This is a genomic window from Pseudomonas sp. 8Z (assembly GCF_902506535.1).
Taxonomy (GTDB): Bacteria; Pseudomonadota; Gammaproteobacteria; order Pseudomonadales; family Pseudomonadaceae; genus Aquipseudomonas.
Window position 1 is genome coordinate 433150 of the sequence record NZ_LR733826.1, and the last position, 21037, is coordinate 454186.

Here is a 21037-nt window from a genome sequence, read left to right on the forward strand (position 1 = left end):
CGCAGGCTCTTGCGGCGCTACGCCTCAATACCCTCGACGATGATCACCTCTGCCTTTGCCACGCCCTGGCGGTGTAGGCAGGCCTCCTGGTATTCAGCCGAGTTGTAGCAGGCCAGTGCCTGCTCATAAGAGTCGAACTCGATCACCACGCTGCGCTGCGGTGTCGGTCGTCCTTCCATGGCCTGCGAACGGCCACCACGAGCCAGGAAACGCCCGCCATGCAGGCTGAACGCAGCGGGCGCGCGGCGGGTGTATTCGCTGTATTGCTGCGGGTCGGTGACATCGATGTGAGCGATCCAGTAAGCCTTCATGCTGACTCCGGTAGAGGGTGGTTTTCTAGGTATTATGGTATACCATGATTTCATCATTCCAAGACAACCCCAGGTGCCGCCTCATGTCATTCAACTCCATCGAAGAAATCATCGAAGACTACCGCCAGGGCAAGATGGTGTTGCTGGTCGACGACGAGGATCGCGAGAACGAGGGCGACCTGCTACTAGCCGCAGAAAAATGCACCCCCGCCGCAATCAACTTCATGGCGCGCGAGGCGCGTGGCCTGATCTGCCTGACGCTGACCGAGGAACACTGCCAGCGTCTGGGCCTGGAGCAGATGGTGCCGGCCAATGGCAGCGCCTTCAGCACCGCGTTCACCATTTCCATCGAAGCCGCCCAGGGCGTGACCACCGGCATTTCCGCAGCCGATCGCTGCCACACGGTTTTGACTGCCGTGGCGCCGAACGCTGTGGCCGAGGATCTGGTGCAGCCTGGGCACATCTTTCCGCTGCGCGCCCGCGACGGCGGTGTACTGACCCGTGCCGGACACACCGAAGCCGGTTGCGATCTGGCCCGCCTAGCCGGACTGACGCCTGCCTCGGTGATCGTCGAGGTGATGAACGAAGACGGCAGCATGGCGCGCCGCCCGGATCTGGAAGTATTCGCCCGTCAACACGGCATCAAGATCGGCACCATCGCCGATCTCATCCACTATCGCCTGAGCAACGAACACACCGTGGTGCGTATCGGTGAACGTGAGCTGCCCACCGTGCACGGCACCTTCCGCCTGGTCACCTACGAGGATCGCATCGCCGGTGGCGTGCACATGGCCATGGTGATGGGTGATATCCGTCACGATGAGCCGACGCTGGTACGCGTGCACGTGATAGACCCGCTACGCGATCTGGTCGGCGCCGAATACACCGGCCCGCAAAACTGGACGTTGTGGGCGGCCCTACAGAAAGTGGCGGAAACCGGGCATGGCGTGGTGGTGGTGCTGGCCAACAACGAATCGTCGCAAGCCCTGCTCGAACGCGTACCACAGTTGACCCAACCGCGCCGACCGTTCAGCCGCACGCAATCGCGTATATATTCAGAAGTGGGCACTGGCGCCCAGATCCTACAGGACCTGGGCGCTGGCAAGTTGCGCCATCTAGGCCCACCGCTCAAGTATGCGGGCTTGACTGGCTACGACCTAGAGGTCGTGGAAAGCATTGCCTTCGAAGGCTGACAAAGTCTTGCACAAATCTTGGAATACCATAATATGACATTCCGTAGGCCGAAGAACTGACAGACGCATCAGCACAACACCAAAAAGCTCTCTGTCACGGCCAGACTTAACACACCCCGAATGGGGTCACTGCTCCCTGAAAAGCGGGCGTGAACAATCGCCCGCTTGCGTAAAAACACAACAACGAGGGCAAGCAAGATGGTGTTCAAGAAAACGATAGCGGCCATTCTGGCCTCCACGCTCATGGGCACGGCCGCCGTCAGCGCGAACGCAGCCGAGAGTTTGAGTTTCGTCAGTTGGGGTGGCACCACTCAGGACGCACAGAAAGACGCCTGGGCCGTCCCCTTCAGCAAAGAGACTGGCGTAAAAGTGCTGCAAGACGGCCCGACCGACTACGGCAAACTGAAGGCCATGGTTGAAAGTGGCAACGTGCAGTGGGACGTGGTCGACGTCGAGGCGGATTTCGCTTTGCGTGCTGCACGCGAAGGCCTGCTCGAACCCCTGGACTTCAACGTCATCAAGCGTGATCGCCTCGACCCGCGCTTCGTTTCCGACCACGGCGTCGGCTCCTTCTTCTTCTCCTTCGTACTCGGCTACAACGAGCGCAAGCTCGGCAAAGGCAAACCGCAAGACTGGACGGCGCTGTTCGACACCGCCACCTACCCAGGCAAGCGTGCGCTGTACAAATGGCCGAGCCCCGGCGTGCTAGAACTGGCCCTACTGGCTGACGGCGTACCCGCCGACAAACTCTACCCACTGGATCTTGACCGCGCCTTCAAGAAACTCGACACCATCAAGAAGGACATCGTCTGGTGGGGCGGTGGTGCTCAGTCGCAGCAACTGCTCGCCTCCGGCGAGGCCAGCATCGGCCAATTCTGGAACGGGCGCATCCATGCTCTGGAACAAGAAGGCGCCTCGGTGGGCGTGAGCTGGAAGCAGAACCTGGTGATGGCCGACTTCTTGGTCATCCCCAAGGGTGCGAAAAACAAGGATGCCGCCATGAAGTTCCTGGCCATGGCCAGTGGTGCAGAAGGGCAGGCTGAGTTCGCCAACCTCACGGCCTACGCACCGGTCAACCTGGACTCGGTAGCGCAGCTCGATAAAGAGTTGGCTCCCAGCCTGCCTACCGCACATGAGGCCGATCAGGTGACTCTGGACTTCGCTTACTGGGCCGAGCATGGCAATGACATCGCCGCCCGCTGGAATGAGTGGTTGCTGAAATGAAGATCGCCGCCGTGCCGTTGACCCAGTCACCCGCCGGCGGCTCTCCCCGCCCGGCGCGTCTGGCTCGCTGGAAGGGTTCGCTCCCGCTGTTGCCTGCTCTGCTGTTCCTCGCGCTGTGCTTTCTCGCACCACTGATCGGGCTACTGCTGCGTGGCGTGCTGGAGCCGACGCCCGGACTGGGCAACTATGCAACCCTGTTCGCCAATTCGTCTTATGCCAAGGTGTTGTTCAACACCTTCTCGGTGGCGGGGCTGGTCACGCTGATCAGCCTGCTGCTGGGCTTTCCCCTGGCCTGGGCCATCACCCTCGCCCCGCGTGGTTGGGGCCGGTGGCTGTTAAGCATCGTCTTGCTGTCGATGTGGACCAGCCTACTGGCACGCAGCTACGCCTGGCTAGTGCTGTTGCAAGGCTCAGGGGCAATCAACTCGGCGCTGATGTGGCTTGGCCTGATCGATGAACCACTTGAGCTGGTGCACAACCTGACCGGCGTGGTGATCGGCATGAGCTACATCATGATCCCGTTCATCGTCCTGCCGCTGCAGGCGACCATGAGCGCCATCGACCCGATGGTGTTGCAGGCCGGCTCGATCTGCGGCGCCAGCCCCTGGAGCAACTTCTTCCGCGTGTTCCTGCCACTGTGCCGACCCGGCCTGTTCTCTGGCGGCCTGATGGTATTCGTCATGTCCCTGGGCTACTACGTCACGCCGGCGTTGCTCGGTGGTGCGCAGAACATGATGCTGCCGGAGTTCATCGTCCAGCAGGTGCAGTCCTTCCTCAACTGGGGCTTGGCCAGCGCGGCGGCAGCCCTACTGATCGCCATTACCCTGCTGCTGTTCTACGTCTACCTGAAGCTGCAGGCGGAATCGCCGGTCGCCTCCAGTAACGCGAGGTAAACATGCTGCTCTCCCCCAATGCCATCGGCGGTCGGCTACGTGCTGGCCTATACCTGACCACCGGAGCGATCGCTGCCTTCTTGCTGCTACCGATCGTGTTCATCGTGCTGCTTTCGTTCGGCTCCTCGCAGTGGCTGGTCTTCCCGCCACCGGGCTGGACATTGAAGTGGTACGGCCAGTTCTTCGCCAACCCGGAGTGGATGGACTCGGCGCTGGCCAGCCTCAAGGTCGCCGTGCTGACTACGCTCTGCGCCGTCGCCCTGGGCCTGCCCTGTGCCTTTGCCCTCGTGCGCGGTAAATTTCCGGGCCGCGAAGCGCTATACGCGCTATTCACCCTGCCGATGATCGTGCCGCTGGTGATCATCGCCGTGGCGGTCTACGCGCTGTTCCTCAAGCTCGGCTATACCGGCACGCTGCTGGCCTTCGTGATCAGCCACGTGATCGTCGCCCTGCCCTTCACCATCATCTCGATCATCAACTCGCTGAAGCTGTTCGATCAGTCCATCGAGGACGCTGCGGTGATTTGCGGCGCCTCGCGCCTGCAAGCCATCGTTAAGGTGACCTTCCCGGCCATCCGCCCCGGCATCGTCGCCGGCGCCTTGTTCGCCTTCCTGGTGTCGTGGGACGAGGTGGTGCTGAGCGTGATGATGGCCAGCCCAGAGCTACAGACCCTGCCGGTGAAAATGTGGACCACCCTGCGCCAGGATCTGACACCGGTAATCGCAGTGGCCTCGACCCTACTCATCGGCCTGTCCATTGCCATCATGCTGATCGCCGCGCTGCTGCGCCGGCGCAGCGAAACGAACGCCTGATAATCCGAGGTACATGAGATGAGCGCGGTACTCAAAACGTCCGATGAACAGGTGCCCCTGGTCAGCCTGCGTAACCTGAACAAGCATTACGGCGACTTCGCCGCCGTCGACAACATCAACCTGGATATCCGTGACGGCGAGTTCCTCACCTTCCTGGGCTCCAGCGGCTCGGGCAAGAGCACCACGCTGGCCATGCTCGCCGGCTTCGAAACGCCCAGCTCCGGGGAAATTCTGGTCAACGGCCAGTCGCTGGTGAAAGTGCCACCGCACAAGCGCGATATCGGCATGGTGTTCCAGCGCTACTCGCTGTTCCCGCACCTCGACGTGCGTGCCAACATCGCCTTCCCGCTGACCCTGCGCAAACTGAGCACAGCCGAGATCGAAAAACGCGTCGACGCCATGCTCAAGCTGGTGCAACTCGAAGCCTTCGCCCACCGGCGTCCAGCGCAGCTCTCCGGTGGCCAGCAGCAGCGCGTGGCCATCGCTCGCGCGCTGGTCTACGAGCCGCGCATCCTGCTGATGGACGAACCACTTGGCGCACTCGACAAGAAACTGCGTGAAGACCTGCAAGACGAACTGCGCCACCTGCATCGGCGCCTGGGCATCACCATCGTCTACGTCACCCATGACCAGGAAGAAGCCATGCGCCTGTCGCAGCGTATCGCCATCTTCAGCCACGGCAAGATTGTCGGCCTGGGCACCGGCAGCGACCTCTATCAGGCACCACCGAGCGCATTCGTAGCGTCTTTCCTGGGTAACTCAAACTTCCTGCGCGCCAAGGTCGTCGACACTCAGCAGGCGATGTTCGAACAGCGCCCACTGCTAGTACCAGCGCAATCGACGCAACACCTAGGCCAGGAAGTCCTGCTGATGATCCGCCCTGAGCAGGCGCAACTGCTGACGGTCGAGCAGGCCAATGCAACACCGCTGCCACTCGGCCACAACGAGATCGATGCACGGGTCGAGGAAATAGTCTTTCTCGGTGAAAGCCTGACGTGCAGCGTGATAACCGCCGGCGGCAGCCGACTCAGCCTCAAGGCCTTGTCCATCGCTGCCACAGCCCACCAACCGGGTAGCGAAGTACGTGTGCGCTGGCAGGCGGCGCGCACCTGCATCTACTATGACTGGAACGAGAGCGATCTACTCAAGGGCGCCGGTAGTCATTGATGCCTAACCCTCAGCGCCGCGCTTCAGAGCGGCGCCTGGGTAAACCCTATAGCGCCGATATGCTTGAGGCTGGCGCTGCGCCATGACGATCGCACTCGCGTTTGACTTCACAGCCGGAGAGGCAGTATCTGGCAAGTGCTGCTCGGCCCATCCGACATCACGACCAGACCGCATGAACGCAATAAATATAACTGTTAGAGCAATACAGGAAGTCATGTCGAGGCATCTCTAGAATCACCCCATAACATCGGGAGGGGTCATATGAACAACAGGCTGTTAGCGGTGGCGACACTGATCGCTGTTTGCCAGTTCACGTCGGCGCAGGCCGAACAACAAACCCTAACCTTCGTAAGCTGGGGCGGTTCGACCCAAGCCGCACAGGAGCAAGCCTGGGCTGTACCGTTCGAGCGCGAAACAGGCATTCGCATTAAGCAAGCTGGCCCTACGGATTACGACAGCTTTCGTAAGATGGTCGAGAGCGGCGACGTGACGTGGGACGTGGTCGATGTCGAAGCGGACTTCGCCTTACGCGCCGGCCGTGAAGGCCTGCTAGAGCCGCTTGATCTAAAGCAGGTTGCCCAGCGCCAGATCGACCCACGCTTCGTCACTATCTATGGCGTCGGCTCGTTCTACTTTTCCTTCATCCTCGGCTACAACACCCAATCCCTAAGCGAAGCGCCCTCTGGCTGGGCGGCACTGTTCGACCTACAGCGCTATCCAGGTAAACGCGCTCTGTACAAATGGCCAAGCCCTGGCGTGTTGGAGATGGCCCTGCTGGCCGACGGTGTAACGACCGACAAGCTCTATCCACTGGATCTCGACCGCGCCTTCAGGAAGCTCGACACCATCAAGAAAGACATCGTTTGGTGGGGCAGTGGCGATCAATCACAGCAACTGCTGGCTTCCGGCCAAGCCAGTCTAGGCATGTTCTGGAACGGGCGGGTCAGCGCCCTGCAACGCGAAGGAGCAGCCGTGGGCATTGATTGGCAGCAGAACCTGGTCACGGGTGACTTTCTGGTCATCCCGCGAGGTACACGCAACAAGGAGGCAGCCAAACACTTCCTAGGCTATGCCACCAGCGCCGCTGCTCAAGCTGATTTCGCCATGCGCAGCGGCTATGCCCCCGTCAACCTGGGCAGTGCCGCCCTGATCCCGGCGCAACTCGCCAAGGAACTGCCAAGTGACCACGCAGCGGGCCAGATCACCCTCAACTTCAAATACTGGAGCCGAAACGGCGCGGCCATCAGCGAGCGCTGGTACGCCTGGCAAGAGCAATAGCAGGGAGAACTTGCACGCCTTACCCATTGGTATACCATATTACGGTATAACAAATGCAGTTCACTCAGAGGCCAGTGCGATGATTAACCCCGATACCTACAAAAAAGTCATGGGCGCCTTCCCTTCCGGCGTTACCGTCATCACCACTCTCGACGGCGACGGCCAGGTCGCTGGCCTGACCGCCAGTGCCTTCAGCTCGCTGTCGCTGGATCCTGCCCTAGTACTGTTCTGCCCCAACTACAGCTCCGACTCCTACCCAGTGCTGATTCGTAACAAGCGCTTTGCCATTCACCTGCTCTCTGCTGGGCAGCAGCATGAAGCCTATGCCTTCGCCAAGAAAGGTAAGGACAAGGCGCAGGGTATCGAATGGACGTTGAGCGAGCTGGGCAACCCGCTTCTGGCAGGTGCCACAGCGATCATCGAGTGCGAGCTATGGCGCGAGTACGAAGGCGGTGACCATGCCATTCTGGTCGGCGCGGTGAAGAATCTGATCGTCCCCGAGCAGAGCCCTGCTCCGATGATCTACTGCCGCGGCAAGATGGGCGCGCTGGCCGCCACGGTCTGATGCCTCAAGCGGCCACCCATTGAGGTGGCCGTGTTTTCTCGTCCTCAGGTCTTGAAACGACGCACGAGGCTATTCAACTCGTCCGACAGCACCGTCAGAGTCTTCGCATCACTGCTGGTTGCGCTGGCCAGCTCGGCCACCTGTTGCGCATCACCGTGAATCTGAGTGATGTGGCGGTTAATATCCTCGGCTACCTGATGTTGCTCCTCGGCAGCCGTCGCGATTTGCGTACTCATGTCACGGATATTATCCACCGCCTCGCGGATCATCTCGAAGCTAGAGCGCGCCTCGCCGATAACGCTAACAGTCTGCTGCGACACATCGAGGCTGGCATGCATCTGCCGCGCGGTGTCCTGGGTGCGCCGGGCCAGGTTGCCAAGCAGGCCGTCAATCTCCTCGGTGGCATCGGAAGAGCGCTTTGCCAACGCCCGCACCTCGTCGGCCACCACGGCGAAACCACGGCCCTGTTCGCCCGCACGCGCCGCCTCAATAGCGGCATTGAGTGCCAGCAGGTTGGTCTGCTCAGCAATCGAGCGAATGGTGCCGAGAATCGACTGGATCGATTCGCTGTCCTGCTCCAGTTGCTGCATCGACTGCACCGAACGAGCAATCTCATCGCTCAACCGAGTGACACTGTCGGACGACGCCTGGATCTGCTGCTGCCCCGAATGCGCCTGACGCTGACCGGCATCGGCCGAACCGGCAGCCTCGGAACAGGCACGCGCGACCTCGTTGGCCGTCATGACCATCTCATGGAAAGCCGTCGATACCATGTCCACCGCCTCACGCTGGCGGGCTGCGACGTCTTCAAGTTCCTGCGCGACGCCAGCGGAGCGGCTCGAACTGCTGTGGATGCTCCCCGCCGCACGACCGATGCTGAGGATCATGTCGCGGATGGCCGCCAAAAACTGGTTGAACCAGCCCGCAAGCTGCGCGGTTTCATCGCGGCCACGCACCTGCAGATTGTTGGTCAGATCGCCCTCCCCCTGAGCGATGCCTTCAAGACCACTGGCCACGGCCTGGATCGGCCGCACGATCATCCCGGCGAACAGCGCACCAAGCGCAGCGAAAGCCAGCGTCACGATGACAGCCAGGGAGACGATGAGCCAGGTCATGTGCGTCGCGCCAGCCATCACCTCGCTCTTCTTGATCAGACCGACGAACTGCCAGCCCAGCTTGTTCGAGGAATAGACGTTGGCCATGTACGCCTCGCCATCTAGATTCAGCTCTACCGCGCCGCTGCGCGTCGCGGCCAGCTCGGCATAACCAGGACCGAGATCCTTGAGCGCCTTGAAGTTGTGCTTAGGCTGGCTCGGATCGACCAGCACGGTGCCGTTGCTCTCCATTAGCATCAGGTAACCACTGTCACCGAGCTTGATCTGTTTGACGATATCGGTGAGCTGGCGCAGCGAGACATCGATATTGACTACCCCGCCCTGCTGCCCCAGCCGGTTGGCGAAGCTGCGCACGGTGCTGACCAACACCACATCGTCGGCTGCCCAATAGTAGGCCTCGGTGCGCAGAGTTTTGTCCGGCTGGGCCATCGCCCGCTGATACCATGGGCGTGTGCGCGGATCATAGTTATTCAGGCTCGGATCGCCCGGCCAGAACACGTAGCCACCTTCACTGGTACCTAGCGATACATAGGCATAGGCCGGATGGCTGTTCGCCAGACCTGCGAACAAATCGAACAGAGCACGATCCTGCTCGCTTTCCGGCTGGCTGGCCGCATCGGCGGAGATATAGCGTTTGACGCCCGTATCGATGCCAGCCAGTTGCGGATGCTTGGCCAGATAGTCGACGTTCTGCTCGATGCCTTCGAAGAACAGGCGCATGGCATTGTCCACCTGCCGGATCTCACGCCCGCTGCTGTCGATAAAATCATCCCTGGCGGCATCACGCAGGCTTACCACCACCACAATAGCAATCAGAATGACCGGAAGGCTGGCAATGACTGCAAAGGTCATGACCAGTTTTTGCTTGATACTCATGTATTGCCCTTGGTTTTAAGAGTAGACAGGAAGCTTGCAGACATTCCATATTATGGTATACCAATATATAGCGATCCGCGCCGCCTTGCATAGCGCCCGAGCCCGACAGCGGAGTCACCCACCGAGAAGCGCAGCGCACGCTTCACCGTAGCCGGTAGAACACGGCCCAACAGACTTGAGGACAGCAGCATGAAATTCTCTTTGTTCGTTCATATGGAGCGTTACGACGAGCAGGTCGGCCATCGCCAACTCTTCGACGAGCTCACCGAACTGACACTCATGGCCGAAGCTGGCGGCTTCTCCACCGTATGGATCGGCGAACACCACGCCATGGAATACACCATATCCCCTAGCCCCATGCCGCTGCTGGCCTACCTGGCCGCCCGCACCACGACTATCCGCCTCGGTGCCGGCACCATCATCGCGCCGTTCTGGCACCCCATCCGCGTGGCCGGTGAGTGCGCCCTGCTCGACGTGATCAGTAACGGTCGCATGGAAGTCGGCCTAGCCCGTGGTGCCTACCAGTACGAATTCGATCGCATGATGAATGGCATGCCCGCCACCGACGGCGGCAAATACCTGCGCGAGATGGTGCCGGTGGTCAAAGCACTGTGGCAGGGCGATGTCGCTCATGAGGGCGACATCTGGAAATTCCCCACCGCCACCTCCTCACCACGTCCGCTGCAGCAGCCCACCCCCCCCATGTGGATCGCCGCTCGCGACCCTGACTCGCACAATTTCGCCGTCGCCAATGGCTGCAACGTCATGGTCACGCCATTGATGAAGGGCGACGAAGAAGTTGTGGACCTTAAGAACAAATTCGAAAACGCTCTGGCCAACAACCCGCACGTGCCACGCCCACAACTGATGGTGCTGCGCCACACCCATGTGCACAGCGCAGACGACCCGGAAGGTTGGAAGATCGGCGCCGAAGCCATCTCGCGCTTCTACCGCACCTTCGACGCCTGGTTCGGCAACAAGCAAACACCGGTAAACGGCCTGCTACCACCGAGCCCGGAAGAGAAGTTCAAGGAGCGCCCAGAGTTCGAACTGGAGAACATCCGCAAGAACACCATGATCGGCACCCCGGAAGAAATCATCGCGCGCATCCGCCACTATCAGGAACTGGGCGTCGACGAATTCAGCTTCTGGGCCGACAACAGCCTGCCCTACGCCGAGAAGAAGAAGTCCCTGGAACTGTTCATCAAGCACGTGGTGCCAGCGTTCCGCTGATCGCCGTCACACGCAACACCGACGCCCGTCATGGCTCACGCCTGGCGGGCGTTTTCGTATGACAGAGGCAGAACATTGCAGACAAGCAGCGACTGACGCGCCATAGCATTGACTGGCGATAAAAGAGACTGGGGAATAAACGATATGGAGGCGAACCCTGCCAGCCACACCCCGGCACACGATGTTCCCGCTGTGGCTGCTCCCTTCCGGGCCTGACCAGGTTCACGGGTAATCGTTGCGAGGGGACCGACAGGGCCCACCATAACGAAGCCCGTCATTGCGACGGGCCGCGCCATTGTAACGACTAAATGCAAACTTACAACTGCCTCAAGCACTTAGATGCCAGAGTCGGCCTCATCAGACGCGGAAGCGGCCTACCAATTGAGCCAGACCATGGGACAGTTCCGACAAGTGACGACTGGCAATCGTGCTGTGCTCGGACGTCTGCGCAGCCTCGTCGGACAGATCACGAATGTCGCTGATGTTACGGGCAATCTCTTCAGTGACGCTGCTCTGCTCTTCGCAGGCGGTAGCGATCTGCGCGGCCATATCGTTGATACGCTGTACCGACTCGCTGGTAACGCTCAGTGCTTGATCGACACCCGCCGCCTGCTCGACGCTCTGACGCGCACGCTCACTGCCGCTGTGAGTCGCCTTGACGGCATTTTGCACACCGACTTGTAGGCGCTCGATCATGCCTTGAATGTCCTTGGTGGACTCCTGCGTTCGCGCAGCCAGTGCCCTGACTTCATCGGCCACGACCGCGAAGCCACGCCCCTGCTCACCGGCACGCGCGGCCTCAATAGCCGCATTGAGCGCCAATAGGTTGGTCTGTTCGGCAATACCTTTGATTACCGCCAACACAGCACCGATATTGGCGGCCTCTTGCTCCAGAGTCTGGATGGTCGAAGATGCACTCTCCACCTCCTGAGCCAGTTGACGAATGGAACGGATGGTCGCGCCCACCACCTGGGCGCCTTCGCGTGACTGCTGTTCGGCGTTGCGCGCCGCATCAGCCGCGTTTTGCGCGTTGCGCGCGACCTCATGAACAGCAGTGCTCATTTCGGTCGCAGCCGTACTGACCTGATCAACCGCCGCGTGCTCACTGCTGATCAGCCGATCATTAGCGGCAGCAAGGCCCGCCAGATTCTTAGCCGAATCAGCCACCTCATCAGTGACGCGCCCCACTTCCTTGATCAATGGCTGCAACTTATCGAGAAAACGGTTGAAGGCATGGCTGAGCTTACCCAGCTCATCCTTGGACATCACATCGAGGCGTACTCGCAAATCACCATCGCCATCGGCGATCTGTTCAATACGATGCAGGAGGCTGTGCAGCGGGCGAGTCACCAATACCGGGAAGCCGACTACCAGTACCAGGCATACCGCCAGGCCGAAGGTGATGACCATACCCTGCTGCCATGCCAGCTCCTCACCACGGGCAATTGCCGCAGTACCGACGGAATTGGCTGCACTGTCTTCGAGCTCGCCCAGTTTGTTGATAGCGCCACGCATCTGCTCGAACTGAGCCTCGCTATCACCGAAGCTCAGACGACTGGCCGCATCTGCATCGGTCGTGCTCAGTTGCAGAACCTTCAAGGTGGTGGTTTTCCACAATGTGAAGCCACGGTCAAATTCGGCAACCAGTGCCAAGGCCTCGGCACCCGGCTGCATGGCCGCAAACTTATGCACACGATCATAGGCCTGCTGTAGGTTTTCAGTGTGTGCAGCCAGTAAGTCTTTGGCATAACTACCGGAGCCTTCGTCGAGCATGCTGCGCTCGGCAACGAAAGCCTGGTACAGATCCCGGTCAGCGTTGAGCAACAAGCTGATACCGGGCAAATGGCGATTGGTAAGCGTTGTGGTGGACTCCGCGACCTGCGTGATGCCACGCATACCAAGTACACCCATAACGACCAGAAGAGCCGCCAAAAGCAGGATGGGTAGAGCGATCTTCCAGCGAAAACCAAGATCAGCAAAGGTACGCAACATGATTGCACTCCTAATCTCAATCAGGCCACTAGAGCATAGTCGAGACTGACATACGCGATATGTGCCTGATAGAAATACTAGGCGGCAATACTTAGCCCATTGTTAAGCACCGGGATGCCTGGGTTTTTTCTGCAACCCTCGGAACCACCTGCCACAGTGCGACACTAAGCCCTATCGGTAAGAACGCTGCCCGTTCTCCCGAACCACAGCCTTTGTGCTAGTTTCCCCCGGCGTTTTCGGGCGCCGCCTCATGGTAAGCGCACCGAACCCTTAACCCGAATATGGAGTGACATCATGGCAATCACCAAAGACCAACTGATCAGCGACCTGGCCGAAGCCGTTTCCCTGCCCAAAGCCAGCGTTCGCAGCCTGATTGATCAGTTGGGCGAGATCGTCGGCGACGCACTGGAAAACGACGGCGAGATCACTCTGCCGGGTATCGGCAAACTGAAGGTGAGCGAGCGCCCGGCCCGCACAGGTCGTAACCCGCAGACCGGCAAGAGCATCGAAATCGCGGCCAAGAAGGTCGTCAAGCTGGTACCCGCCAAGTCCCTGACCGACAGCCTGAACTAATTGACGGTGTGTGGCCGCGATCGCGGCCACACCTTTCGCTAGCGCCTCACTGCGCCAAGACCTCGACGCTACCGCGCATCCCCGCCTGATAATGACCTGCGATCAGGCAGGCGAACTCGAAGCGCCCCGCCCGGTTGAAGGTCCAGATCATCTCCCCCTGCTGCGCCGGCTCGACGTGAGCCATGTAAGCCTCACCGTGCATCATCCCGGCTTGCTTGAGCATGGCCTCGGCATGTTCATCCAGGGTCTGCTGGGTGCCGAGCACGAACTCATGCATCAGCTTGCCGTCGTTGTGATGGACGAAACGGATGGTCTCACCCTGTTTGACCTGTAGCGTTTCTGGAGTGAAGCGCATGCGATCGTCCATACGAATCTCGATGGTGCGGTCCACCTGATCCGGGCGCCCGGCAATGCCCCAGGGCTTTTGCTCAGCAGCAGATTCGTGCTGCATATGCATCGAGCCGTGGTCTTCGTGGCCCTCAGCCTGAGCAAAAACCTGAGCGCTGAGCAGCGCGCTCATCAACAGAGCGGGAAAAGTGATGATGTGTCGCATCTGAAACTGTCTCCAATCGTTTGATCCGGGCGCCAACGGCACACCGGCGCACGTCGCCATATCGGGGCGCCGTGCTGGAAGTTAGGGTCGATCAGAAAGACAGGTGCCGTGGAGGCCGCTCCGGTGTATCGAGGATCACCTCCGGCAAACGTGGGCTGGCCATCAATGCCAGAACCTGGCTAGCGCCATCGCGCTGCGAGATGAAGGGCTGAGCCAGAGCAACAGCGCTCACGCAGAACGCGCACAGGCTGCAGAAACTCAGTTTGAAATACGGGTGACCGGAGCCCGGCGCATGCGCGGCCATTTGCCCGTGCTCCATACGCATCGAACACTCGGCATGGGCTACCGGGATCGGCTCGTATCGAGGCATGCCGAGCGCGGCCTGGGCCTGCATCGGCAGTACCAGGATCAGCAAGAGGATCAGCGCGCTGTGCAGCCGGTTGCGCATGGGCGATATCGACGACGTAAGAAGGTGGCGAGGATTATCACGCCAGCCACGGTTCTCTCCAAGCCCATTCAGCAACTTATTGAGAACCGTGCCGAGCGCGCCATCAGCCGAGCATGGTCACATGCCGTGGATGGCTGGCAACCCGCTCAAGCCAGGCGCGAATGGCCGGGAAGCCCTCGAGGCAGAAGCCACCTTCGTCCGCGACATGGGTATAGGCGTACAGGGCGATATCGGCAATCGAGTATTGCTCACCGACCAGATACGGTGTGCGCTCCAGTTGCTTCTCCATCACCTTCAGCGCCTTGTAGCCACCGACCACGCAACGCGCATGTTCTTCACGACGCCCATCCGGCATGCCCAAATAGAGCTGGATGAAACGCGCCACCGCCACATAAGGCTCGTGGCTGTACTGCTCGAAGAACTGCCACTGCAGCACCTGGGTGCGCAAGCGCGGCTCGCTGGGCAGAAACTCGCTACCATCGGCGAGGAAGTTGAGGATGGCGTTGGACTCCCACAAGCAAGTGCCATCCTCCAGCTCCAGCACCGGAATCTTGCCGTTGGGGTTCTTGGCCAAGAAGGCCTCGCTCTGCGTCTCGCCCTTGAGAATATCGACGCCAACCCACTGGTACTCCCTGCCCAGCAGATGCAGCATCAGTTTGACCTTGTAGCAGTTGCCTGAACGGTAATCTCCATAAACCTTCAACATCGTGCTTCCCTCCCTTTCCAACTTCGCGGCACGCTCGCCGCCAATGGCCCTTGCTTTTGTGGGCGCGGATTTATCCGCGAAAATCGCGTGTGATAAGCAATACCGCCCGACCACACCTACGGGGCTAAACCTTGGTCACGCACCCTGCGCCTCACGGATCACCGCAGCCAGACGACGCAGCCCTTCACCCAGACGCTCCGGCGCCACGTGGCTGAAGTTCAGCCGCAAGTGACCCGGATTGGCGTCCGGGTCGATGAAGAAGGGCTCGCCCGGCATAAAGGCGACGTTCTGCGCCAACGCCGCGTCGAGCAGCGTGCGGGTGTCCAGCGGCTGCTTGAGGGTCAGCCAGAAGAACAAGCCACCCTGCGGAATTTCCCAGGTGGCCAGCTCGCCGAAATGCTCGACCAACGCACCCTGCATGGCATCACGACGCACGCGGTAGAAATCGCGCAGTTCGGCCAGGTGGCCACGATACTGCTCGCTACCCAGCCACTGCAACGCTTGCCATTGACCGATGCGGTTGGTGTGCAAATCCGCCGATTGCTTCAGGCGCAGCAGGTGCGGGAACAGATCGGGCGTGGCGATCAGATAGCCGACGCGCAGCCCCGGCAGCAGGGTTTTGGAGACAGTACCGGTGTAGATCCAGCTCGCCTTCTTCAGGCGGCTGACGATGGGCGTGGCGCTGCCAGCATCGAACACCAGCTCACGGTACGGTTCGTCTTCGATCAGGGTTACGCCAAATTCGTCGAGCAGCGCCGCCACGGCATCACGCTTGGCCTCGCTGTAACGGGTGCCGGACGGATTCTGGAAGGTCGGAATCAGATAGGCGAAAGCCGGTTTGTGGTTTTCCAGACGCTGACGCAACGCCGCCAGCTCGGGGCCATCGGCCTCCTGCGGCACACTGATGCAATCGGCACCGAATAGCTGGAAGGCTTGCAGCGCAGCCAGGTAGGTTGGCGCCTCAAGCAGCACCTCGGTGCCATGATCGATGAACAATTTGGAGGCCAGATCCAGCGTCTGTTGCGAACCGCTGACGATCAACACCTGGCTGGCTTCGCACGGTACACCCAGGGCACGTGCCTCGTCGGCAATGATCTCGCGTAGCGCCGGCTCCCCTTCGCTCATGCCGTACTGGCCCATACTCTTCGGCATCTCGGCCCACTCGACCTTCGGCAGCATCGGCTCCGCCGGCAGACCACCGGCGAAGGACATCACCTCGGGGCGCTGCGCCGCGGCAAGGATTTCACGGATCAGGGAGCTTTTCAGGCGGGCGATACGTTCGGAGAAGGCCATGGGATGTCCTGGGTGCCAAAGTCGAAAAATTAAGTCAAACTGCTTGACCGAAACTACGCCGCTGTCCAGAGATACGTCAATATGCCTGACCTAAAAAATTTCCCCGAGAAATTTTTAACGTCGCCCAGCGACCCTTCGCAGGGCGGGCGCCAGGGAGCACAAGCGCTGAAGAACGCGGCTGTCCAGCATGCTGCGATGGAGGCGTTCTTCTTTGGCTACCAGGCCTTCACCGCCAAACCTGACGAGATGCTGGCCAAACGCGGCCTGTCGCGCGTACACCACCGCATCCTGTTCTTCATCGCCAAATATCCGGGGCTGAACATGACCGAACTGCTGGGTTATCTGGGCGTGAGCAAGCAGGCGCTGAACACGCCGTTGCGACAACTGATCGAGATGAACCTGGTACTCAGCGAAGCCGCCCCGGACGACAAACGCAAGCGCCTGCTGGTTTTCACACCCGAGGGGGCCAAGCTGGAACAGGCCCTGCGCCGCGAACAGGCGCGCCTGTTGCAGCGGGTATTCGACGAGATGGGCGAAGAGGCCGTGAACGGCTGGCTGGAGGTCAATCGAGCGCTGGCACGGGGTCGCCAGGAACGCAGTTGACTCCAGTGCCGGAACCGCCCATCGCCGCAGTTAACGCGTGATTGCACCTAGACATGACCTCTGCGAACATATGCGAATAGTTATCAACTAAATCTGCATGTTCGGCGAGGTGGCCGTGTCTGTTCGGGATTCCAGCAATCAACAGCTGGTCGGTCTGCTCTACCGCGATCATCGCGACTGGCTCTTGGGCTGGTTACGCAAGAACCTGAACGGCTCGGATCGGGCCGAGGATCTCAGCCAGGACACCTTCGTACGCTTGCTCGCCCGCCCTGATCTGCAGCCCCCGCGTGAGCCTCGGGCACTGCTCACCACCATCGCCAAGGGCCTGCTGGTCGATCAGTTTCGCCGCAGCGCCCTGGAGCGCGCCTACCTAGACGAACTCGCCCAAGTCCCTGAAGCCCTGCATCCAAGCCCGGAGGAGCAGGCGCTGGCACTGGAACAACTGGGTGCAATCGACCGTTTGCTCGGGCAACTGTCGAGCAAAGCCCGCGCCGCATTCCTGCACAGCCGCCTCGACGGCCTTGGCCATGCCGAAATCGCCGAGCGCTTAGGCGTTTCGCCCTCCCGCGTACGTCAATACCTGGCTCAAGGGCTGCGCCAGTGCTACATCGCGCTCTATGGAGAGCCGCGATGAGCCAGGTCAGCGCCCGCGTTCTGGATGAAGCCATTGCCTGGCAACTGTGCCTGGATTCTGGCGAGGCTAACGCCCAGAAGCAGCATGAATTTCGTATGTGGCTGGCCGCTCATGCCGATCACGCACTGGTGTGGCGACAGCTCGGCGGCATCGATCAACACCTGAGCGCTGCCGCGCCTACGCCCGCGCGGCGTGCCCTGTTACACGGCGGCGCGGCTCGTCGGCGCGGTGTACGCCGCATCAGCAGCAGCGCGCTGGGCCTGTTTCTGGCCACAGGCATTGCCCTCGCGCTACTGGCTCAACAGCGGCCACTCGGTGACTACCTGGCCGACTACCACACCGCAGCAGGCGAGCAGCGCGAAGTACGGCTTGCCGACCGCAGCCAGGTTCGCCTCAACAGCCGCAGCGCGCTGGACGTCATGTTCGACGAGCACGAGCGGCGCCTGGTGCTACACACCGGTGAAATCCTGATCCAGACCGCCAAAGGCAACGATACACGGCCATTCGTGGTCGAGACGCCGCAAGGCCGACTGCGGGCACTGGGCACGCGCTTTCTGGTGCGCCGCACAGGCGAGAGTACCGAGCTGATCGTGCTGCGCTCGGCGGTCGCGGCCAAACCTGTCGCAGCCGCACAAGAACGCATCGTGCGCAGCGGCGAGCAGGTTCGCATGGAGCGCCAGCACCTGAGCGCCAGCACCCGCGCGCCAATCGCTGCCGATGCCTGGAGCCGCGGCATGCTGGTCGCTGACGCGCTGCCCCTGGCGCAGTTGATCGAGACACTCGGTGAATACCGCAGCGGTTATCTCAGCCTCGACCCAAGCCTGGCCAACCTGCCCATCAGCGGCAGTTTCCCGTTGCACGACACAGACAAGGCGCTAGCCGCCTTGCCGCTCAGCCTGCCGGTTCGCATCGAACACGTCGGCCCGTGGTGGACGCGCGTGCTGCCAGCCAAGGAGTGATAGCCACTGGGCGCCAGCGCGAAACTGGCCGCTCAGAGCGATCACGAAAAAATTGCGCCGAGCCCCTGTCACTTTTTCATTCTGCTTCGGCAACAAGACATTGAGATGCATTCCCGCCTAGGAGAAATTCGCAATGTCCTTCCGCCCTGCCCCTTTACGCCGTACTCTGCTGGCCCTGACCATCGCCATGGCTGGCCACATGGGTATGGCTCAGGCAGAAACCTACCAACTGCCTGCAGGCCCGCTGTCCAGCACGCTCAGTCAAATCGCCAGCCAGGCGGGTATCACCCTGAGCATCGACCCGGCCCTGACCGCAGGCAAGCGCTCGGCGCCGGTCAACGGCGACTTCGCTGCCCTTGACGCTCTCAACCAGGCGCTACGCGGCACCGGCTTACAGCTCAACAGCAACAGCTCGGGCGTCTATAGCTTGGCCCCCGCCGACACGCAAAGCATGGCCTTGCCGAACATGAGCGTTACCGGTCAGGCCAGCGAAAGCGCCTGGGGACCGACCACTGGCTACCTGGCCAACCGTATAGCGGTGGGCAGCAAAACCGACACGCCGCTGCTGGAAAGCCCACGCTCGATCTCCGTGACCACACGCGAGCAACTGCGCGACCGCAACGTGCAGAACCTCGACGACGCCGTGCGCTACATGCCTGGCGTGATCGCCAGCAGCTACGGCAGCGACAGCCGCGCCGACTGGATGAAGATTCGCGGCTTCGAGCCGATCCAGATGCTCGACGGCCTGCCACTGCCCAAAGGCAGTTATGCCATGCCCAAGCTGGAAACCTGGAACCTGGAGCGTGTCGCCATCCTGCGCGGCCCGGCGTCTGCGGTTTACGGGCAGACGCCGCCAGGCGGTCTGGTCGATGCCGTCAGCCTGCGCCCGCAAGACGAAAGCCAGCATGAAATCGAGGTGCAGGTCGGCAACTACCAGCACAAGCAGATCAACTTCGACAGCACCGGGCGCCTCGACGATGAGGGGCGTTTTCTCTATCGCTTCAGCGGTATGGGCCGTGACAGCGGTACGGCGGTCGAGCACATCGACGACCAGCGCTTCAACCTGGCGCCCAGCCTGACCTGGAACATCGCCGAGCAAACCAAGCTGACGTTCCTTGGCCAGTTCAACCGCGACGATACCGGCGGCACCAGCCAGTTCCTGCCGCTGCAAGGCACACGGTTGAGCACCCCGGCCGGCAAGATCGACTACAACAAGAACCTCGGCGACCCGGACTGGGAGTTCTACGACAAGACCTTCTATGCCCTGGGCTATGCCTTCGAGCATCGCCTCGACGATGTCTGGCAGTTCCGTCAGAACCTGCGCTACAGCAAGCTGGAACTGGATAACCAGATCATCACCGCTGGCGGCAACGCCAGTGCCGTGGCCGCAGACGGCACCGTGACGCGTGGCGCCAACGTCTATGACGAAAACATCAGCCACTTTGCCATCGACAACAACTTCCAGGCTGACTTCGACACTGGCGCGATCAGTCACACCCTGCTGCTGGGCCTCGACTACCTGCGAGTCAACACCGACTACCGCTGGCTGTTCGGCAGCGCCCCGACCAGCAATATCATCAACCCCGTTTACGGTCAGGATTTCAGCAACATCGCCTACACCGCCTTCCAGAACTACAACCAGAAGCGCCATGGCACAGGCTTGTACCTGCAAGATCAACTGGCCTTGGACGCCTGGCGCCTGACACTGGGCGGGCGCTGGGATCGCCTGGAAACCGATTCGCTGTTCTACAACGTCAACAACGCCAGGGACAGCCGCCGCGACAGCGCCTTCAGCGGCAATGCGGCGCTGAGCTACGTGTTCGATTCAGGCTTCACACCGTACATTTCCTATGCCGAATCCTTCCAGGCCGAAGCCGGTGGTAGCAATGGCCGCACCTATCGCCCCAGTACCGGTAAACAGTACGAGGCGGGCATCAAGTATCAGGCACCTGGCAGCGATCTGCTGCTGACGGCGGCGGTCTACGATCTGACTCGGCAGAACATCCTCAGCACCAACAGCCGCGGCGTCACCTCGCCGGTGGGTGAAGTGCAAGTGCGCGGCTTCGAGCTGGAAGCAGTTGGCAACCTCACCGACAACCTCAAGCTGACGGCCTCCTACACCTACGCCAACAGCAAGATGACCAAGGTGGGCGACCCACTGGACCAGAATCGCCCGCTGCCGCTGACGCCCGAACACCAGGCCTCGATCTGGGCCAACTACGATTGGAGCGTCGGCCCGCTGGCCGGTCTGGGTATCGGCGTCGGCGCGCGCTATGTCGGCGCCACGGACAATATCGCGGTGGGCAGCATGGGCTTCGTGCGTGATCCAGCCGACGGCCACAGCGGCGACTACACGGTCTACGACGCAGCCGTGCGCTACGACCTCGGCCAGATCGATGCCAGCCTGCGTGGCGCCAGCATCGCGCTCAATGCTGAGAACCTGCTCGACAAGGAGTACCTGGCCACCTGCGATGGTTTCTACTGCTACGCGGGCGACCCGCGCCGAATTACCGCCAGCCTCGGCTACAAGTGGTAACCCTGCACGATACGCCTGCCATGCGCCGCGACCGTCCAGTACGGCGCGGCGCCTGTGCAGCGGCTATGCACTG

General features: G+C 61.1%; 19 protein-coding genes, 1 other RNA gene and 3 pseudogenes. 13 read left to right on the forward strand and 10 right to left on the reverse strand.

All coding sequences use genetic code 11. The annotated features are described in order from the left end of the window. Positions 1 to 17: 17 nt before the first annotated feature. Positions 18 to 311, reverse strand: coding sequence for a DUF1330 domain-containing protein (locus AERO9A_RS11320; RefSeq protein WP_159972051.1), 294 nt, complete (start codon positions 309 to 311; stop codon positions 18 to 20). A gap of 83 nt (positions 312 to 394) precedes the next feature. Between AERO9A_RS11320 and ribBA the strand changes: the two genes are divergently transcribed. The 7 genes from ribBA to AERO9A_RS11355 all read left to right on the forward strand — a co-directional run bounded on the left by ribBA (position 395) and on the right by AERO9A_RS11355 (position 7443). Beyond that, entirely contained in the window at positions 395 to 1504 is a 1110-nt protein-coding gene (ribBA, locus tag AERO9A_RS11325; protein WP_159972052.1) for a bifunctional 3,4-dihydroxy-2-butanone-4-phosphate synthase/GTP cyclohydrolase II, read from the forward strand. 198 nt (positions 1505 to 1702) lie between these two features. Then, positions 1703 to 2728 (forward strand): polyamine ABC transporter substrate-binding protein, encoded by a 1026-nt coding sequence (locus tag AERO9A_RS11330; protein WP_159972053.1) that lies wholly within the window; start codon positions 1703 to 1705, stop codon positions 2726 to 2728. Further along, positions 2725 to 3621 (forward strand): ABC transporter permease, encoded by an 897-nt coding sequence (locus tag AERO9A_RS11335; RefSeq protein ID WP_159972054.1) that lies wholly within the window; start codon positions 2725 to 2727, stop codon positions 3619 to 3621. Before AERO9A_RS11330 ends, AERO9A_RS11335 begins: the two co-directional genes overlap by 4 nt. A gap of 2 nt (positions 3622 to 3623) precedes the next feature. Next, positions 3624 to 4433 carry an ABC transporter permease gene (locus tag AERO9A_RS11340; protein WP_159972055.1) on the forward strand — a complete coding sequence of 270 codons (810 nt, stop codon included), beginning with the start codon at positions 3624 to 3626 and terminating at the stop codon, positions 4431 to 4433. An 18-nt stretch (positions 4434 to 4451) separates the two neighbouring features. Further along, the gene (locus AERO9A_RS11345) at positions 4452 to 5600 is read left to right on the forward strand and encodes an ABC transporter ATP-binding protein (RefSeq protein WP_159972056.1); all 1149 of its coding nucleotides are present in this window, start codon (positions 4452 to 4454) and stop codon (positions 5598 to 5600) included. A 261-nt stretch (positions 5601 to 5861) separates the two neighbouring features. Beyond that, on the forward strand, positions 5862 to 6878 hold the full coding sequence (locus AERO9A_RS11350; protein WP_159972057.1) for an ABC transporter substrate-binding protein: 1017 nt from the start codon (positions 5862 to 5864) through the stop codon (positions 6876 to 6878). Positions 6879 to 6957: 79 nt separating this feature from the next. After that, the gene (locus tag AERO9A_RS11355) at positions 6958 to 7443 is read left to right on the forward strand and encodes a flavin reductase family protein (RefSeq protein ID WP_159972058.1); all 486 of its coding nucleotides are present in this window, start codon (positions 6958 to 6960) and stop codon (positions 7441 to 7443) included. Positions 7444 to 7487: 44 nt separating this feature from the next. On the opposite strand, the pseudogene AERO9A_RS22800 reads toward AERO9A_RS11355, so the two are convergent. Continuing rightward, positions 7488 to 8024, reverse strand: a pseudogene (locus AERO9A_RS22800) (methyl-accepting chemotaxis protein); the annotation flags it as partial. A gap of 318 nt (positions 8025 to 8342) precedes the next feature. Beyond that, positions 8343 to 9434: pseudogene (locus tag AERO9A_RS22805) on the reverse strand (cache domain-containing protein); the annotation flags it as partial. Positions 9435 to 9623: 189 nt separating this feature from the next. Here AERO9A_RS22805 and AERO9A_RS11365 point away from each other — a divergent pair. Then, positions 9624 to 10667, forward strand: a complete 1044-nt coding sequence (locus AERO9A_RS11365; RefSeq protein ID WP_159972060.1) for an LLM class flavin-dependent oxidoreductase — start codon at positions 9624 to 9626, stop codon at positions 10665 to 10667. A gap of 155 nt (positions 10668 to 10822) precedes the next feature. On the opposite strand, the gene ffs is transcribed toward AERO9A_RS11365, so the two are convergent. From ffs to AERO9A_RS22815, 3 genes and pseudogenes are all read right to left on the reverse strand, one after another. After that, positions 10823 to 10919: signal recognition particle sRNA small type (ffs, locus tag AERO9A_RS11370), an RNA gene on the reverse strand. 105 nt (positions 10920 to 11024) lie between these two features. Next, a complete protein-coding gene (locus AERO9A_RS22810; protein WP_372239675.1) occupies positions 11025 to 11729 on the reverse strand; it encodes a methyl-accepting chemotaxis protein in 705 nt (234 codons plus the stop codon). A gap of 153 nt (positions 11730 to 11882) precedes the next feature. Beyond that, positions 11883 to 12659: pseudogene (locus tag AERO9A_RS22815) on the reverse strand (MCP four helix bundle domain-containing protein); the annotation flags it as partial. Between the two features lie 294 nt (positions 12660 to 12953). Between AERO9A_RS22815 and AERO9A_RS11380 the strand changes: the two are divergent. Further along, entirely contained in the window at positions 12954 to 13232 is a 279-nt protein-coding gene (locus AERO9A_RS11380; RefSeq protein WP_159972062.1) for an HU family DNA-binding protein, read from the forward strand. Positions 13233 to 13278: 46 nt separating this feature from the next. Here the strand turns inward: AERO9A_RS11380 and AERO9A_RS11385 are convergent, their stop codons facing one another. The 4 genes from AERO9A_RS11385 to AERO9A_RS11400 form a co-directional block, all read right to left on the reverse strand. Further along, complete coding sequence (locus AERO9A_RS11385; protein WP_256665934.1) at positions 13279 to 13785, reverse strand: cupredoxin family protein; 507 nt, start codon at positions 13783 to 13785, stop codon at positions 13279 to 13281. A 91-nt stretch (positions 13786 to 13876) separates the two neighbouring features. Further along, positions 13877 to 14233, reverse strand: coding sequence for a hypothetical protein (locus AERO9A_RS11390; RefSeq protein WP_159972063.1), 357 nt, complete (start codon positions 14231 to 14233; stop codon positions 13877 to 13879). 103 nt (positions 14234 to 14336) lie between these two features. Beyond that, on the reverse strand, positions 14337 to 14939 hold the full coding sequence (locus AERO9A_RS11395) for a glutathione S-transferase family protein (RefSeq protein WP_159972064.1): 603 nt from the start codon (positions 14937 to 14939) through the stop codon (positions 14337 to 14339). A 135-nt stretch (positions 14940 to 15074) separates the two neighbouring features. Beyond that, on the reverse strand, positions 15075 to 16232 hold the full coding sequence (locus AERO9A_RS11400; protein ID WP_159972065.1) for a PLP-dependent aminotransferase family protein: 1158 nt from the start codon (positions 16230 to 16232) through the stop codon (positions 15075 to 15077). An 81-nt stretch (positions 16233 to 16313) separates the two neighbouring features. Between AERO9A_RS11400 and AERO9A_RS11405 the strand changes: the two genes are divergently transcribed. The 4 genes from AERO9A_RS11405 (at position 16314) to AERO9A_RS11420 (ending at position 20964) form a co-directional block, all read left to right on the forward strand. Further along, a complete protein-coding gene (locus tag AERO9A_RS11405; RefSeq protein WP_159972066.1) occupies positions 16314 to 16835 on the forward strand; it encodes a MarR family winged helix-turn-helix transcriptional regulator in 522 nt (173 codons plus the stop codon). A 97-nt stretch (positions 16836 to 16932) separates the two neighbouring features. Further along, the gene (locus tag AERO9A_RS11410; protein WP_372239667.1) at positions 16933 to 17469 is read left to right on the forward strand and encodes an RNA polymerase sigma factor; all 537 of its coding nucleotides are present in this window, start codon (positions 16933 to 16935) and stop codon (positions 17467 to 17469) included. Beyond that, positions 17466 to 18428 carry a FecR family protein gene (locus AERO9A_RS11415; RefSeq protein WP_159972068.1) on the forward strand — a complete coding sequence of 321 codons (963 nt, stop codon included), beginning with the start codon at positions 17466 to 17468 and terminating at the stop codon, positions 18426 to 18428. Before AERO9A_RS11410 ends, AERO9A_RS11415 begins: the two co-directional genes overlap by 4 nt. A gap of 133 nt (positions 18429 to 18561) precedes the next feature. Beyond that, a complete protein-coding gene (locus tag AERO9A_RS11420) occupies positions 18562 to 20964 on the forward strand; it encodes a TonB-dependent siderophore receptor (protein ID WP_159972069.1) in 2403 nt (800 codons plus the stop codon). Positions 20965 to 21037 lie beyond the last annotated feature (73 nt).

What these genes read in the sequence shown, in the direction of transcription:
- AERO9A_RS11320 (WP_159972051.1), bottom strand. Translation starts at nt 311, where the DNA reads ATGAAGGCTTACTGGATCGCTCACATCGATGTCACCGACCCGCAGCAA.
- ribBA (WP_159972052.1), top strand. Translation starts at nt 395, where the DNA reads ATGTCATTCAACTCCATCGAAGAAATCATCGAAGACTACCGCCAGGGC.
- AERO9A_RS11330 (WP_159972053.1), top strand. Translation starts at nt 1,703, where the DNA reads ATGGTGTTCAAGAAAACGATAGCGGCCATTCTGGCCTCCACGCTCATG.
- AERO9A_RS11335 (WP_159972054.1), top strand. Translation starts at nt 2,725, where the DNA reads ATGAAGATCGCCGCCGTGCCGTTGACCCAGTCACCCGCCGGCGGCTCT.
- AERO9A_RS11340 (WP_159972055.1), top strand. Translation starts at nt 3,624, where the DNA reads ATGCTGCTCTCCCCCAATGCCATCGGCGGTCGGCTACGTGCTGGCCTA.
- AERO9A_RS11345 (WP_159972056.1), top strand. Translation starts at nt 4,452, where the DNA reads ATGAGCGCGGTACTCAAAACGTCCGATGAACAGGTGCCCCTGGTCAGC.
- AERO9A_RS11350 (WP_159972057.1), top strand. Translation starts at nt 5,862, where the DNA reads ATGAACAACAGGCTGTTAGCGGTGGCGACACTGATCGCTGTTTGCCAG.
- AERO9A_RS11355 (WP_159972058.1), top strand. Translation starts at nt 6,958, where the DNA reads ATGATTAACCCCGATACCTACAAAAAAGTCATGGGCGCCTTCCCTTCC.
- AERO9A_RS11365 (WP_159972060.1), top strand. Translation starts at nt 9,624, where the DNA reads ATGAAATTCTCTTTGTTCGTTCATATGGAGCGTTACGACGAGCAGGTC.
- AERO9A_RS22810 (WP_372239675.1), bottom strand. Translation starts at nt 11,729, where the DNA reads ATGAGCACTGCTGTTCATGAGGTCGCGCGCAACGCGCAAAACGCGGCT.
- AERO9A_RS11380 (WP_159972062.1), top strand. Translation starts at nt 12,954, where the DNA reads ATGGCAATCACCAAAGACCAACTGATCAGCGACCTGGCCGAAGCCGTT.
- AERO9A_RS11385 (WP_256665934.1), bottom strand. Translation starts at nt 13,785, where the DNA reads ATGCGACACATCATCACTTTTCCCGCTCTGTTGATGAGCGCGCTGCTC.
- AERO9A_RS11390 (WP_159972063.1), bottom strand. Translation starts at nt 14,233, where the DNA reads ATGCGCAACCGGCTGCACAGCGCGCTGATCCTCTTGCTGATCCTGGTA.
- AERO9A_RS11395 (WP_159972064.1), bottom strand. Translation starts at nt 14,939, where the DNA reads ATGTTGAAGGTTTATGGAGATTACCGTTCAGGCAACTGCTACAAGGTC.
- AERO9A_RS11400 (WP_159972065.1), bottom strand. Translation starts at nt 16,232, where the DNA reads ATGGCCTTCTCCGAACGTATCGCCCGCCTGAAAAGCTCCCTGATCCGT.
- AERO9A_RS11405 (WP_159972066.1), top strand. Translation starts at nt 16,314, where the DNA reads ATGCCTGACCTAAAAAATTTCCCCGAGAAATTTTTAACGTCGCCCAGC.
- AERO9A_RS11410 (WP_372239667.1), top strand. Translation starts at nt 16,933, where the DNA reads ATGTTCGGCGAGGTGGCCGTGTCTGTTCGGGATTCCAGCAATCAACAG.
- AERO9A_RS11415 (WP_159972068.1), top strand. Translation starts at nt 17,466, where the DNA reads ATGAGCCAGGTCAGCGCCCGCGTTCTGGATGAAGCCATTGCCTGGCAA.
- AERO9A_RS11420 (WP_159972069.1), top strand. Translation starts at nt 18,562, where the DNA reads ATGTCCTTCCGCCCTGCCCCTTTACGCCGTACTCTGCTGGCCCTGACC.